The organism is Microbacterium sp. NPDC090007, from assembly GCF_044748345.1.
Lineage (GTDB): Bacteria > Actinomycetota > Actinomycetes > Actinomycetales > Microbacteriaceae > Microbacterium.
This window is the reverse complement of the sequence record NZ_JBIVFV010000001.1, coordinates 840,295-854,971: the sequence shown is the minus strand read 5'-3', so window position 1 is coordinate 854,971 and position 14,677 is coordinate 840,295. Positions and strand designations below refer to the sequence as shown.

At 71.6% G+C, this 14,677-nt stretch carries 13 protein-coding genes; 9 read left to right on the top strand and 4 right to left on the bottom strand.

Annotated elements, in window-relative coordinates; translation table 11 throughout:
* Positions 1–14 precede the first annotated feature (14 nt).
* Positions 15–971: a Gfo/Idh/MocA family protein gene (locus ACIPVB_RS03995; protein WP_400367177.1), complete on the bottom strand. Its 957-nt coding sequence runs from the start codon at positions 969–971 to the stop codon at positions 15–17.
* A 109-nt stretch (positions 972–1,080) separates the two neighbouring features.
* Between ACIPVB_RS03995 and ACIPVB_RS03990 the strand changes: the two genes are divergently transcribed.
* The 8 genes from ACIPVB_RS03990 (at position 1,081) to ACIPVB_RS03955 (ending at position 9,335) form a co-directional block, all read left to right on the top strand.
* Positions 1,081–2,244 (top strand): xylanase, encoded by a 1,164-nt coding sequence (locus tag ACIPVB_RS03990; RefSeq protein WP_400367175.1) that lies wholly within the window; start codon positions 1,081–1,083, stop codon positions 2,242–2,244.
* Positions 2,245–2,403: 159 nt separating this feature from the next.
* Complete coding sequence (locus ACIPVB_RS03985) at positions 2,404–3,531, top strand: glycosyltransferase (protein WP_400367174.1); 1,128 nt, start codon at positions 2,404–2,406, stop codon at positions 3,529–3,531.
* 48 nt (positions 3,532–3,579) lie between these two features.
* On the top strand, positions 3,580–3,837 hold the full coding sequence (locus ACIPVB_RS03980) for a glutaredoxin domain-containing protein (RefSeq protein WP_108319259.1): 258 nt from the start codon (positions 3,580–3,582) through the stop codon (positions 3,835–3,837).
* Positions 3,838–3,848: 11 nt separating this feature from the next.
* On the top strand, positions 3,849–4,787 hold the full coding sequence (locus tag ACIPVB_RS03975; protein ID WP_400367171.1) for a hypothetical protein: 939 nt from the start codon (positions 3,849–3,851) through the stop codon (positions 4,785–4,787).
* Positions 4,788–4,824: 37 nt separating this feature from the next.
* Positions 4,825–6,072: a kynureninase gene (locus ACIPVB_RS03970; RefSeq protein ID WP_400368182.1), complete on the top strand. Its 1,248-nt coding sequence runs from the start codon at positions 4,825–4,827 to the stop codon at positions 6,070–6,072.
* Positions 6,073–6,118: 46 nt separating this feature from the next.
* Positions 6,119–7,867: a cation:proton antiporter gene (locus ACIPVB_RS03965; protein ID WP_400367169.1), complete on the top strand. Its 1,749-nt coding sequence runs from the start codon at positions 6,119–6,121 to the stop codon at positions 7,865–7,867.
* Between the two features lie 94 nt (positions 7,868–7,961).
* The gene (locus ACIPVB_RS03960; RefSeq protein ID WP_400367167.1) at positions 7,962–8,714 is read left to right on the top strand and encodes an SDR family NAD(P)-dependent oxidoreductase; all 753 of its coding nucleotides are present in this window, start codon (positions 7,962–7,964) and stop codon (positions 8,712–8,714) included.
* A gap of 147 nt (positions 8,715–8,861) precedes the next feature.
* Positions 8,862–9,335: a dehydrogenase gene (locus ACIPVB_RS03955; protein ID WP_400367165.1), complete on the top strand. Its 474-nt coding sequence runs from the start codon at positions 8,862–8,864 to the stop codon at positions 9,333–9,335.
* A 61-nt stretch (positions 9,336–9,396) separates the two neighbouring features.
* On the opposite strand, the gene ACIPVB_RS03950 is transcribed toward ACIPVB_RS03955, so the two are convergent.
* Positions 9,397–11,736: an ATP-binding cassette domain-containing protein gene (locus ACIPVB_RS03950; protein WP_400367164.1), complete on the bottom strand. Its 2,340-nt coding sequence runs from the start codon at positions 11,734–11,736 to the stop codon at positions 9,397–9,399.
* Positions 11,737–11,985: 249 nt separating this feature from the next.
* The gene (locus tag ACIPVB_RS03945; protein WP_400367162.1) at positions 11,986–13,545 is read right to left on the bottom strand and encodes a DEAD/DEAH box helicase; all 1,560 of its coding nucleotides are present in this window, start codon (positions 13,543–13,545) and stop codon (positions 11,986–11,988) included.
* A 243-nt stretch (positions 13,546–13,788) separates the two neighbouring features.
* Here ACIPVB_RS03945 and ACIPVB_RS03940 point away from each other — a divergent pair, with 243 nt between their 5' ends.
* Entirely contained in the window at positions 13,789–13,920 is a 132-nt protein-coding gene (locus ACIPVB_RS03940) for a hypothetical protein (protein ID WP_400367160.1), read from the top strand.
* 183 nt (positions 13,921–14,103) lie between these two features.
* Here the strand turns inward: ACIPVB_RS03940 and ACIPVB_RS03935 are convergent, their stop codons facing one another.
* Positions 14,104–14,676 carry a DNA-3-methyladenine glycosylase I gene (locus ACIPVB_RS03935; RefSeq protein WP_400367158.1) on the bottom strand — a complete coding sequence of 191 codons (573 nt, stop codon included), beginning with the start codon at positions 14,674–14,676 and terminating at the stop codon, positions 14,104–14,106.
* Position 14,677: the final 1 nt, after the last annotated feature.

Genomic DNA, 14,677 nt, shown 5'->3' with positions numbered 1-14,677 from the left:
ACACCGGGTGAACCCTACGAGAGCGGCACGTCGAGCAGGGCGTCGACCAGTCGCAGCGTCTGCGCCGTCGCCTCGTGATCGGCGGCCGTGTCGCGTCCCGCGATGGCGTCGCGGAAGAATCCGACCTCGCCCACCATCGGATTCCGGGGCGCCTCGACGCGCACCTCCTCGGGGCGGCCGCCCCGCGGCGTCAGCACCAGCCGACGGGGCGCGTCGATCGCGTCGATCACCAGCGACGCCTCCTCGCCCTGGATCTCGCTCGGCAGCGCGGTGTCGGTGATCTTCGACCATGCGACGTCGGCGACGAAGCCGTCGTAGGCGGCGAGCGCGCTGCCCGCCCCGTCGGTGCCCGCGGCGATCCCCACCCGCACGCCGTGCACGCTGTTCGGGGCGCCGAACAACCGCACGAGCACGTGCAGCGGGTACACCCCCAGGTCACGCAGGGCACTGCCGCCCAGCGCCGGGTCGAAGATGTTTGTCTGCTCGCCGGCGAGCACATGGTCGTACCGGGCGGAACGCTTCTCGTACCGCAGGGCGACCCGCCGGATGGTTCCCAGGCGCGGGAGCAGCTCGCGCACGGCGGCCAGACCGGGATCGTACGCCGAGCGCATCGCCTCCAGCAGCACGACGCCGCGCTCGCGGGCGCGCGAGGCCGCGGCATCCCAGTCCCGAGCCGTCAGCACGGCGGGCTTCTCGACGAGGACCGGGATGCCGGCCCCCACCGCCTCGTCGATCTGCGCGAGGTGCAGCGAGTTGGGGCTGGCGAGGTACACCGCGTCGACGTCGGGGGCGGCGAGCAGTGCGCTCAGGCCCTCGGCCGTGCCGGGAACGCCGATCTCGGCGGCGAAGGCGCGGGCGCGCTCGGCATCGCGCGAGGCGACGCGCGAGATCTCGACCCCGTCGACCTCCGTCACCGCCTCGGCGAAACGCGCGCTGATGGAACTGGTGCCGACGATGCCGATGCGGATCATCCCCCCATCCTGGCCACTTCACCACCTCGCGGCGCGCCTCACCGCATTCACGGGCGGGTCGCGCCGGGTGGATAGGATCGCGGCACTCGCCACCCGACCCCGAGGCAGCATGACGACCACCCGAGCCCAACGCCGTCGGCGTGCCTCGCGGCGTGTCCGCGCGCGGCGCACCCTGGTCGCCGCGGTCGCCGTGACGCTCATCGCGGGAGCGGTCACGGCCTTCGCCCTGACCCGCGGGCCGGCCACGACGTCCGGCGCCGGGGTCGCCGCACCGACCGTACCGGCGATGACGCCGACCCCCACGCCGACGCCGACGCCGACGCCTTCGACCGCCGCGCAGAAGCTGCTCGCCGGATCGACCGACCCGCAGGCGTGCGCCGTGTCGTTCACGGGCGACGGCATCGTCCTCGACCCCCTGCTCCAGTCGGAGGGCGCGCTCTACCACTCCCTCCCCCTCCCGCGCGCCGCGGGCCGCGTTTTCGCCGGCTGGTACGACACCGCGGCCGACGCCGACGCCCTCACCACCGGCGCCCGGCTCAACGGCGCCGACCTCGTCACCTGCACCGCCCGCGAGCGCGTGCTCCACGCCGGATGGACCACCCCGGAGCGCAATGCGGCGGAGGATGCCGCCATCCCCATCCTGATGTACCACCAGTTCACCCAGAAGCCCGAGGGCGAGGACAACTGGCTGCGCGGCAACTTCGTGTACGTCGCCGACTTCGACGCGCAGATGGCCCACATCCAGCTGGGCGCCTTCTACCTGCCGACCTGGGACGAGATCAGCGCCTTCATCGACGGAGCGCTGTTCCTGCCGAAGCACTCGGTGGTGATCACGGACGACGACGCCGATTCGACGTGGCTGCAGTGGGCCGCGCCCATCGTGGCGCAACGCCAGCTGCTGACGACCTCGTTCGTCATCACCTCGGCACGCACCGAACCCACCCCGAACCCGTTCGTCCTGCAGCGCTCGCACACCCACGACATGCACCGCGCGGGACCCAACGGCAAGGGGCGGATGGTCAACGACGACGCCGCCACGATCGCCGCAGACCTGGAGCAGTCGGCGCAGATCCTGGGGGTGAAAGAGGTCGTGGCCTACCCGTTCGGCCACTACGACGACACCACCAGGTCAGGAGTCCGTCAGGCTGGCTTCGAGCTAGGCCGTACCATTGAACCCGGATACGTGCGCATCGGCACCGACAAACTGGCGCTGCCCGTCATCCGCATCAACTACGGCACGACCGTCGACGAGCTCGCAGCGAAGATCGGGTGACACGCCCCCGTCCTTCCGCGGATCGCAGATCGGTTCCCACCGGGTGCTGGGGTGAACACCCGCTAGCTCCCAGGTAACTGCTCCACAATCCCAATTCGAGCACGCGTCGGCCGGTCTACGCTGTGTACTTCTGGCTACCGATCGAAAACGCGAGCACCCATGGACCTTTCCGTCATCGTTCCGACCTTCAACGAAGGTCCGAACGTCGCCGAACTCGTCCGCCGGACGGCTGCGGCGCTGATCGGTCGGACGGTCGAGGTCATCTTCGTCGACGACTCCACCGACGACACCCCCGACATCATCCGCACCGTGGCCGCGTCCGCCGACATCCCCGTGCGCCTGATCCACCGCGACGACCCCGTTGGGGGCCTCGGCGGGGCCGTGGTCGAGGGCATCCGCGCGGCGCTGAGCAACCGCTGCGTGGTCATGGACGGCGACCTGCAGCACCCGCCCGAGGTCATCGCCGATCTGCTCGCCCGCGCCGAAGAGGGCGACGCCGATGTGGTCGTGGCATCCCGGTACATCGCCGGCGGCACCTCGGACGGTCTCGCCAACGCGGTGCGCACCACGGTGTCGCGCGCATCGACCCTGCTCACCAAGGCGATGTTCCCCAAGAAGCTGCACAACTGCTCCGACCCCATGACCGGGTTCTTCCTGGTCCACCGCGACGCCCTCGAGGTCGAGACGCTGCGCCCGCGCGGGTTCAAGATCCTGCTCGAGATCCTCGCTCGCAAGCAGATGCGCGTGGCCGAGGTGCCGTTCTCGTTCGCGCCCCGTTTCGCGGGCGAGTCGAAGGCCTCGTTCAGCCAGGGCATGCGCTTCCTGACCCAGCTGACCATGCTGCGCTTCGGCCGCATGTCGGCGTTCGCGCTCGTCGGCGGCCTGGGCGCCGTCGCCAACCTGCTCATCATGGGTGGACTGCAGCTCCTCGGCGTGCAGTACCTCATCGCGGCGGTCATCGCGAGCATCGTCACGATCGTGGCGAACTTCCTCGCCCTCGAGTACCTCGTCTTCGCCGACATGCGCGAGGAGTCGGGCCTGATGCGCCACCGGTTCATCAAGTCGTTCACCTTCAACGGGATCGAGGCCATCGTGCGCATCCCCGTCATCTGGGTGCTCGTGAGCCAGGCGCACATGCCCAGCGTCATCGCGGCGGCCCTCACGCTGATCGCCGCCTTCGTCGTACGCTTTGTGTTCCACGCTCTCGTGGTCTACGCCCCCAAGAAGAGCCGCGTCGGCCGCGCCGTCCGCGCCGTCGAACCCCTCGAGGACGAAGTCACCGCCTGAGCCCGGCATCCAGCGCCCGCCCGGACAGGTCGGCGTAGGCTGGAAACCATGTCCTCTGACGCAACGATCCGTATGTTCGGCGCCGACTGGTGCCGCGATTGCATCCGCACCAAGAAGCAGCTCGACGAGCTCGGCATCGACTACGAGTACGTCGACCTCGTCGCCGACCCGGCCGCCGCCGACGTCGCGAAAGAGATCTCGGGGCGCACCAGCATCCCCGTGGTCGTGTACCCCGACTCCAGCCACCACGTCGAGCCCTCCAACGCCGACGTCGAGGCCAAGCTCCGCGAGCTCTCGCTGATCTGATCGGGTCCGGTGTGACCCTGTCCGCCGCCCGGCCCGTCCGGCGGTCCCTCACCGCCGAGACCGGTACCGCGCTCCCGGCGTTCGTCGATCACCACGTGCACCTGCACCTCATCGATGCCTCATCGCTCGCGCGACGCGGGATCGCCGCGGTGGTCGACCTCGGCGGCGATGCCGTCGCCCTCGCGCGGCGAGGCGACGGCATCCCCCGTGTGACGTTCGCCGGTGCCTTTCTGACCGTTCCCGGCGGCTACCCGCAGGGCAGGTCGTGGGCCCCCGCCTCGACGGTGTGCGAGGTCACCGACAGGTCGCCGCATCCCGGGGTGCCCGGCGGCGCCCGCACAGCGGTCGACGCGCAAGCGGATGCCGGGGCCTCGGTCATCAAGGTCGCGCTCAACGCCGACGCGGGCCCCGTTCCCGACGACGAGACGCTGTTCGCGATCGTGGCGGCCGCACGCGAACGCGGGCTGCCGGTGGTCGCCCACGCGCAGGGCGACGGCCAGGTCGAGCGGACCCTCGAGGCCGGCGTCGACGTGCTGGCCCATGCCCCGTCCGGCGAGCCGCTCTCGCGGCGCCTGCTGTCGCGCGCCGTCGCGGCCGGGCAGGCCTGGATCTCGACGCTCGACATCCATCGAGGTGCCGCCCGCGGCCGCGCGATCGCCGACCTGCGGGCCTTCGCCGCGCGCGGCGGTCGCGTGCTCTACGGCACCGACCTGGGCAACGGCGATCTTCCCGTCGGTCTCAACCGTCGCGAACTCCTCGCCCTGCACGAAGCCGGGGTCCGCGGGGATCGGCTCGTCGACGCCCTCAGCGACCCCTGGCCCGCGTCCGCCCCGGTGGGCGGGCTGTCCACCTTCATCCCGGGCCCCGCGCCCGACGATTCCGCCGACCTCGCCGCCTGGCTCAGCCGCGGCACGGTCGTCCCGACCGAGGAGCTCGACCGTGTCGACTGACCCCTCTCCCGACTTCGGATCCGTCGACCGGCTCGCAGTGCCGCATCCGCGCACCGACGCCCTCGAGGCCGAGGCCGTCGCACTCGACGGGGCCGATCCTCTCGCGCACCACCGCGACGCGTTCGTGGGCGCGGACACCTCTCTGGTGTACTTCGACGGCAACTCCCTGGGGCGTCCCCCGCGCGCGACGGCCGAGCGACTCGCACGCTTCGTCACCGACGAGTGGGGCGGCCGGCTGATCCGCGGGTGGGACGAGGCGTGGATGGAGCTGCCCTTCGCGATCGGCGACCGCATCGGCGCCCTGGCGCTGGGCGCGGCATCCGCTCAGACGGTCATCGGCGACTCCACCACCGTGCTGCTGTACAAGCTGCTGCGGGCCGCCCTCGACGCGCAGTCCGCCGCTGATCCCGACCGCGTCGAGATCGTGGTGGGGCGCGACGATTTTCCCACCGACCGCTACCTCGTCGAGGGCATCGCGGCCGAGCGGGGTGCGCGGGTCGTCTGGATCGACGTCGACACCTCGCGCGGGGTGGATGCCGACCTGCTCCGCGCCGCGGTCGGACCGCGCACCGCGGTGGTGCTGCTCAGCCACGTGTCCTACCGCTCGGGCTACCTCGCCGACGGGCGCGGGCTGACCGCGATCGCCCACGAGGCGGGCGCGCTCGTGCTCTGGGACCTCTGCCACTCGGCGGGCTCGGTGCCCGTCGAACTGGATGACTGGGGCGCCGACCTCGCCGTCGGGTGCACCTACAAGTACCTCAACGGCGGCCCCGGTGCCCCGGCCTTCGCGTACGTCGCGGCCCGGCACCAGCGCCGCCTCACGCAGCCCGTGCAGGGCTGGATGGGCACCGCCGACGTGTTCTCGATGGGGCCGGTGTATCGACCCGCCGACGGGATGCGGCGTTTTCTCTCGGGGACGCCGCCGGTGCTCGCCATGCTCGCGATGCAGGACACCCTCGACCTTCTCGACGAGGCCGGGATCACGGCCGTGCGGGCGAAGTCCGTCGCGCTGACCGACTTCGCGATCCGGGTGGCCGACGGCATCCTGTCCCCCCTGGGTGTCGGGCTGGCCTCACCGCGCGACGCGGCCGAGCGCGGCGGACACGTCACGCTGTCGCACCCCGCGATGCGCGCGGTGACGGCACGGCTCTGGCGCGAGGACGTCATCCCCGACTACCGCGACCCGCACGGCCTGCGCATCGGCCTGTCGCCGCTGTCGACGAGCTTCGGCGAGACCCTCACCGGCCTGCGCGCGGTCGCTGCGGCGGTGCGCGCCGAGTCCTGACGCCCGCCGCCCGCGCGACGCGGGGGCGGAGGGCTAGCCTCAGGGGGTGATCGATCCCCTCATCGTCGTCATCGCCGGCGTGGTGGTGGTCGCCCTCGCCACCGTCATCGGGCCGCGCTTCAACATCGCGGGACCGCTCGTCCTCCTGGCCGTGGGCGCGGGCGTGAGTCTGCTGCCGTTCATCCCGCCCTTCGCGGTGAACCCCGAGATCATCCTGATCGGCGTCCTGCCTCCGCTGCTGTACTCGGCCGCGGTCCAGCTGCCGGCGATCGAGTTCCGGCGCGACTTCGCACCGATCGCCGGGCTCTCGGTGCTGCTCGTGGTGTTCAGCTCGCTCGTGCTCGGCCTGTTCTTCTGGGCCGTCATCCCGGGTCTGGGGCTGGCCCTGGGCATCGCCCTGGGTGCGATCCTGAGTCCCACGGATGCCGTGGCCACCTCGATCGCGAAACGCCTGGGCATCTCGCCGCGCGTCGTCACCCTGCTCGAGGGCGAAAGCCTGCTGAACGACGCCACCGCGCTGGTGCTGCTGCGCACCGCGACGGCCGCCGTGGCATCCGGTTTCGCCTTCGGTGACGCCCTGGCGTCGTTCGCGTGGGCCGTGGTGGTCGCCCTCGCGGTGGGAGCGGTGGTCGGGTGGGTGAATCTGCGCGTGCGCGAGCGGGTGTCCAATTCCGCCGCGAACACGGCCCTGAGCTTCACCGTCCCCTTCATCGCCTACCTTCCCACCGAGCATCTGGGCGGCTCGGGCCTGGTCGCGGCGGTCGTGGCGGGCATCGTCACCGGCCAGGGGGCGGCCCGGCGCTTCACCCCCGAACAGCGCATGAGCGATCGCCTGAACTGGCGCACGGTGGAGTTGATCCTCGAGGGCGGCGTGTTCCTGGTGTTCGGCCTCGAGCTGAAGGACATCGTCTCGGCGAACCTCGCCGAACACGAAGGCCTCTGGCACGGGACGTGGTTGGCGCTGTCGGCGCTGGCCATCGTGCTCGTCGTGCGAGCGCTGTACGTGTCGGGGCTCATCTGGGTCCAGGGCCGACGCAGCCGTCGGCGCCTGCGCGCGGCACATCGCGTGGCGGGCGCGCAGCAGCGCCTCGATCGATTCGAGCAGGCCTATCGCGACGCACCCGAGCAGTTCGGTATCCGCGCCGACGACCCGGCCCGCACCGCGCGACGCGTGGGCTGGATGCGCACGCGCATCGCCCGCACCATGGCCGATCTGGACTACTACCGCGACACGCCCCTGGGGGCGCGGCACGGCACGGTCATCGTCTGGGCCGGCATGCGCGGCGTCGTGACCCTCGCCGCTGCGCAGACCCTGCCCGAGGATCTCGGGCCCCTGCGCTCCCTGCTGATCTTCGTCGCCTTCCTCGTCGCGCTGTTCAGCCTCGTCCTGCAGGGGGTGACCCTCTCGGGTGTGGTGCGCGCCGCGGGAGTCGCCGGCGAGGGCGGCGAGGGCCCCTCGCGCGAGGAGCAACGCGCCCTCGACGCGGAGCTGCGGGATGCCGCGGTCGCGGCCGTGCAGGCGGGGTCGCTGACCCGGCGCGACGGCGAGCCGTTCCCGGCCGACCTGGTCGAACGCGCGGGGGCGCGGCTCACGCAGCCGCCCGACGAGGAGGCATCGACCCGCGTCCGCGATCTTCTCGAGCTGCGGCTCGCATCGATCGAGGCGATGCGCCGGAGCCTGCACGCGCTGAGCCGCGACGGCCGCTACAGCACCGCGGCATTGCGCCACGCCCTCGCCGAGCTCGACGCCGACCAGTTGAGCCTCGAGCTGCGGATCGACGGCGAGGAGGACTGAGCGGAATAGCCCGCCGGACGGCCCTGTTTTCATTCAGGTGCATGCGGTCGCCGCGAAAGCCGCGGTGACTCGACGGCCGGAAAGAAGTTCACCCATGAGCAGGTTCACCCACAAGGTCGCTCTCGTGACCGGCGGCGGAAGCGGAATCGGCGCCGCCATCGCGCGCGAACTGGCGGCGGAAGGCGCATCGGTCGTCGTCACCGACATCGACCGGGATGCCGCCGAGACCGTCGTCGGGCAGATCACCGACGCGGGCGGGACCGCGGCCGCGTTCGTCCAGAACACGGCGAAGTGGGAGGACTCGCAGGCGGCCGTCGCCTTCGCCGAGAAGTCGTTCGGCGGGCTGCACCTCGCCGTCAACAACGCCGGGATCGGCGGCCCGGCCGCGTCCATCGGCGACTACGACGTCGACGCCTGGGACCGCGTGCGCGCGATCGACCTCGACGGCGTCTTCTACGGCCTGAAGTTCGAGCTGCCCGCGATCGTCGCCTCCGGGGGCGGAGCCGTGGTGAACATGGCATCCGTTCTCGGATCCGTCGGGATCGCGCACAGCGCCGCCTACGTCGCGGCGAAGCATGCCCTCGTCGGGCTGACGAAGGTCGCCGCCCTCGAGTACACCGCCCAGGGCGTGCGCACGAACGCGGTCGGACCCGGCTTCATCGACACCCCGCTGGTGCGCGCGAGCCTGTCGCCCGAGGCGCTGACCCACCTCGAGGGCGAGCACGCGATCGGGCGTCTGGGCACCGATACCGAGGTCGCCGCGCTGACGCTCTTCCTGCTCAGCGACGCCGCCTCGTTCATCTCGGGCAGCTACCACCTGGTCGACGGCGGGTACTCCGCACACTGAGGCGCTCGCGGGTCCGCCCCCTTCGCGGAGGGCGGACCCGGGACACTCGGTCTCGACAGGGTCGGACTCGGACGCGCACGGCGGGGCGGCGCGAACCGGCCAGGTGATTTCGCAGGGCCGTGGGGCACAATGGTCGCGGAGGTTCCCATGAGTGATTCGATCCCGACGGTGTCGTCTGCGGATGCCGCGGGGACCGGCCACGTATCGGTCGAACACGCCGCCGCCGAGTGCCCGCGCTGCTTCACCGAGCTGCAGAGCGACCGCGACTGGTGGCGTGCGCGTCCCGCCGGGTCGCGTCTGGTGGGCCTGGTCGTCGCCCGGCCCGACATGCCGACCGTCAAGCAGCAGCGCGATGATCTGACGCGATTCGGCGTGCCCATCGAGGGCTTCCGCCACCCCGCGCCCGAGACTCTCGAGGGCTGGGCCAACCGTCTCGATCGTTTCTTCGGGACCCTGACGCACGGCGACGTGCTCGTGGTGGCCAGTGTCCACGCCCTCGGGGTGACGCGCCAGGACGCCAACCGCGCCGTCGCCGACCTGCGCCGTCGCGGAGTGATGGTCAAGGTGCTGTCGCACGGCGAACGCCACCTCCACGACGCGTCGCTGCCGTCGCACGGCTGACGGCCCGGCCGGCCCGTGCCGCTGTCGTTCCCCGCGCCGTTCGCCGGGCGCAGGACGGGTCTCACACGCCGATGTAGCGTGCCAGGTGCTCCCCCGTGAGCGTCGACCGCGCGGCGACCAGAGCGGCGGGCGTCCCCTCGAACACGACCGTTCCGCCGTCATGGCCGGCGCCGGGACCGAGATCGATGATCCAGTCGGCGTGGGCCATCACCGCCTGGTGGTGCTCGATGACGACGACGGTGTTGCCGGCATCCACCAACTGATCCAGCAGCCGCAGGAGCGTGTCGACATCGGCGAGGTGCAGACCCGTCGTCGGCTCGTCGAGGACGTAGACCGCCGCGGGCTTCGACATCGAGATCGCCAGCTTGAGGCGCTGGCGTTCTCCGCCGGACAGCGTGCTCAGTGACTGGCCGAGCGTGAGGTAGCCCAGACCGACGTCGCGCAGGCGCCCCAGGACGGTCGCGGCGGGCCCCCTCGTGAGGAACGCCGACGCCTCGACCACCGACATCGCCAGCACCTCGGCGATGTTCTTGCCGTCGAGCGTGTAGGACAGCACGTCGTCCGAGAAGCCCGTGCCGTCGCAGAGCTCGCAGACCGTCTCGACCGTCGACTGGAATCCGAGCTGCGTGACGATGACGCCGAGCCCCCGGCAGGCGGGACAGGCCCCTTCGCTGTTCGCGCTGAAGAGCGCGGGCTTGACGGCGTTGGCCTTGGCGAATGCGGCGCGGACGGCGTCGAGGATCCCGGTGTAGGTCGCCGGACTGCTGCGGCGAGACCCCTTGATGGCCGTCTGGTCGACGACGACGACGTCGTCGAAGGCGGGCAGGTTGCCGTGGATCAGCGAGGATTTTCCCGAACCGGCCACGCCCGTGACCACCGTGAGCACGCCGAGCGGCACGTCGACGTCCACGCCGCGCAGATTGTGCTGCGAGGCTCCCCGGATCGGTAGGGCTCCCGAGGCAGCCCGGACGGTGTCCTTGAGCTGCGCCCGATGGTCGAGGAAGCGTCCGGTGAGCGTCTCGGAGGCACGCAGCCCGGCGACGTCTCCCTGGAACTGCACGGAGCCACCTTCGCGGCCAGCACGGGGACCGAGGTCGACGATATGATCGGCGATCTCGATGACCTCGGGCTTGTGCTCCACCACCAGGACGGTGTTGCCCTTGTCGCGCAGCTGCAGGAGGGTCTCGTTCATCCGTTGGATGTCGTGCGGGTGCAGGCCGGCGGTGGGCTCATCGAAGACGTAGGTGATGTCGCTGAGGCTCGACCCGAGGTGGCGGATCATCTTCGTGCGCTGCGCCTCGCCGCCGGAGAGCGTGCCGCTTGACCTGTCGAGCGACAGGTATCCGAGGCCGATGTGCACGAAGGCGTCGAGGGTGTCGCGCAGCCCCTGGACGAGCGGTGCGACGGCGGGATCGACGATCGTGCGCACCCACGCGGTGAGATCACTGATCTGCATGGCCGCGGCATCCGCGATGCTGACACCGCCGATGAGGGACGAGCGAGCCCCCTCGTTGAGGCGCGTGCCGCCGCACGCGGGACAGGCGATGAAGGTGACCGCCCGATCCACGAAGGCGCGGACGTGGGGTTGGAGCGCGTCGCGGTCCTTCTGGAGCACGCTCTTGGTGACCTTGGGCACGAGTCCCTCGTAGGTCATGTTCGTATTGGCGATGCGCACCTTGACCTGTTCTTTGTAGAAGAAGTCGTGGTGCTCCTGCGCGGTGAAGTCCTGCACGGGCTTGTCGCCGTCGACGAAGCCCGACTCGCTGTAGATGCGCACCATCCATCCGTCGGGGGTGTAGCCCGGCACCAGGATGGCCCCCGCCCGCAGGGACAGGGTCTTGTCGACGAGCTGATCGAGGTCGATGTCGCTGACCTGCCCGAGACCCTCGCACTCGGGACACATCCCCCCGGTGATCTCGAACGAACGGCGCTCCTTCGTCCCCTTCTTCGCCCCGGTGGTGTGCGTGACCGCTCCGGCGCCCGAGATCGAGGGCACATTGAACGAGAACGCCTGCGAGGACCCCACGTGCGGCTGTCCGAGCCGGCTGAAGAGCACGCGCAGCATCGCGTGCACATCGGTCGCGGTGCCGACCGTGGAGCGTGCGTTGGCCGCCATGCGCTCCTGGTCGACGCGGATGGTGGCGCTGAGATTCTCGAGCGCATCGACGTCGGGGCGCGACAGTTCGCCCATGAACTGCTGGACGAAGGTCGGGTAGGTCTCGTTGATCAGTCGCTGCGACTCGGCGGCGATCGTGCCGAACACCAGCGAGGACTTGCCCGACCCGCTGACGCCGGTGAAGACGGTCAGGCGCCGCTTGGGCACGTCGAGATCCACGCCGCGGAGGTTGTTCTCGCGCGCACCGCGCACGCGGATGACGTCGTGGCTGTCGGGTGGGACCATGTTCGACTCCTCGGGATCGTCACCAGTGTGGCGCACACGTGCGACATCGGCGAGACCCGCACGCCACCGTCCGCGCGCCCGTGCACAACGGCGGACGCAACGGCCGACACGCCGCACACCGGGCCGCGCACACGGCGCGCCAGCCCCGGCGCCCGCCGTTGTGCCCGCGCGTACGGCAGGCGAGGACGGCCCGGTCCGCGTACGACGGTGCCCCCGCGGACGAATCCGCGGGGGCACCGTGACGAAAGGTCAGCCCTGGGCGCGACGGTTGGTGCGCGGGTTGCGCGCGCCGCCGACGACCATGCCGGTCGTGGGGGTACCGGATGCCGAGCGCCCGGCGCCCTGCGGACGGGCGGTGCCCGCGCCGGCTCCGGCGCGCTGCCCGCCGCCCTGGCCGCGACCGGCCCCGGCCGAACGCTGGCCCTGACCCCGGCCGCCCTGCGGAGCGTGCGCGGCGGCCGCGGGAGCCTCGGCGCCCTGGCCGCTGCCACCCCGACCGCGACGGCGACGACCGCCACCGGCGGCGGGGGCCGCGGCATCCTGGCCCTGGGTACGCGCGGCGCGCTTGCGCTGCGCGTTGGCGCCCTGCGAGCGTCCGCCGCCCTGCGGCTGCGCCACGACGGGCTCGGGCTTGACGTAGGGGGCGACCTCGCCGACGAGCGCCACGACCTCGGGCGAGGTGGGCGTGACGGGCTGCGGGGTGGCCGAGATCTTCGCCTTGCGCAGGATGTCGAGGGTGTCGCGACGCTGCTCGGGGAGCATGATCGTCACCACGTCACCGGCGGTGCCGGCACGCGCGGTGCGGCCCGAGCGGTGCAAGTACGCCTTGTGCTCGACGGGCGGGTCGACGTGAACGACCAGCTCGACGCCGTCGACGTGCACGCCGCGGGCGGCCACGTCGGTCGCGACGAGCACCTTCGCGCGGCCGTCGCCGAAGGCGGCGAGGTTGCGGTCGCGCTGCGGCTGCGACAGGTTGCCGTGCAGATCGACCGAGGGGATGCCGGCGGCGGTCAGCTGCTTCGCCAGCTTCTTGGCCTGGTGCTTGGTGCGCATGAACAGGATGCGGCGCGCCGTGCCCGAGGCGAGCGTCTGCACGAGATCCTTCTTGGCGTCGGCGTCGGCGGGCGCGAAGACGTGGTGGGTCATCGCGGCGACGTGCGAGTGCGCCTCGTCGACCGAGTGCAGGACCTCGTTGCGCAGGAACCGCTTGACGAGCTTGTCGACGCCGTTGTCGAGGGTCGCCGAGAACAGCAGGCGCTGGCCGTCGGCGGGCGTGCGCGACAGCAGGCGCGTGACACCGGGGAGGAAGCCGAGGTCGGCCATGTGGTCGGCCTCGTCGAGCACGGTGATCTCGACGTCGCCGAGGTTCGCGAAGCCCTGACCGATGAGGTCCTCGAGGCGGCCGGGGCACGCGACGAGGATGTCGACGCCCGCGGCGAGCGCGTCGACCTGACGCTTCTGGTTGACGCCGCCGTAGACGGTCGTCGTGGTCAGCTGGAACGCCGCGGCGAGGGGCTTGATGACCTCGTCGATCTGGTTCGCGAGCTCGCGGGTGGGGGCGAGCACCAGCGCGCGGGGCTTGCGACCCCGGCGGCGGTCGGTCGTGGCGGCGAGGCGCGCGACGAGGGGCAGTGAGAAGGCGAGGGTCTTTCCCGAGCCGGTCTTTCCGCGACCGAGCACGTCGCGGCCGGCGAGGGTGTCGGGCAGGGTGTCGGCCTGGATCGGGAAGGGCTCGTTCTTGCCCTGGGCGGCGAGAACGTCGATGAGGGGGGCGGGCACGCCGAGGTCGGCGAAAGTCTGGGACGTCATGAAAACTCCTGCCGCGGCGCACTGGCGCACGGCGGTTCGGGATGCCGCGATGCTGCGGCTGCATGGGCGAAGGCGCCGGGTGGCGCATCCGTTCGCCGTGAAGGTCAAAGGCCCGAGAAGAAGGGGCCGGTGCGTTCGACGACGCTAGGAGCGAAAGCTCCGATGTCCATTCTACCGGGTGAGACGCGCATCTCCGTCGCACGGGGGATCCGGCGGCCGCTTCACCTCTCTACCCTCGGGGTCATGGACGTCTCGTCAATGATCATGGGCGCCTCGATCGCGTCGATCGCCTGGATCGCTTTCTACCCGTGGGCTCAGATGCGCCGCCTCCGCGAAATCGATGCGCAGAACGCCGCGAGCGCGTCGCGGGGGTGAACGCAGCGCGGCGATGACAGGATGCCGGGTCCGGGGCATCGGGCGCTCGGTCGGCCGTCTCGCCGCGTCCGCGCGGCCCACGGCAGCTGCACCCCGCGGCACGTCTCGCGAGACCATGGGTTCGCTCCGCGCTCACCCCGCCGTGCGCCAGCAACCCGCGGCACGTCTCGCGCGACCGGGGCCTCACCCCGCCGTGCGCCAGCACCCCGCGACGTGGTCGTCGACCATGCCCGAGGACTGCATGAGCGCGTACATCGTGGTCGGGCCGACGAAACGGAACCCACGACGACGCAGCTCCCTGCTCATCGCCTCGGACTCCGGCGTCACCGCCGGCACCTCGGCGAGCGTCGCCGGCGTGGCGTGCGCGCCGGGCGCGAACGACCACATCAGGGCGTCGAGCTCGCCCGCGGCCATACCCGCCACGATGCGGGCGTTGCCGGTCACGGCCTCGATCTTGCCGCGGTGGCGGATGATCCCGGCATCCTGAAGCAGGCGCTCGACGTCGTCGGGGCCGAATCGTGCCACCACCGACGGCTCGAAGTCGTGGAACACTTCGCGGAAGCGCGGGCGCTTGCGCAGGATCGTGATCCACGACAAGCCCGCCTGGAACCCCTCGAGGCTCATCTTCTCGAACAGCGGGCGGTCGCCGTGCAGCGCCACGCCCCACTCCTCGTCGTGGTAGCGCAGGTACTCGGCGTCGCCGCCCGCCCACGCGCAGCGCGGGACGCCGTCGGCTCCGATCACGAGGTCGCTCATG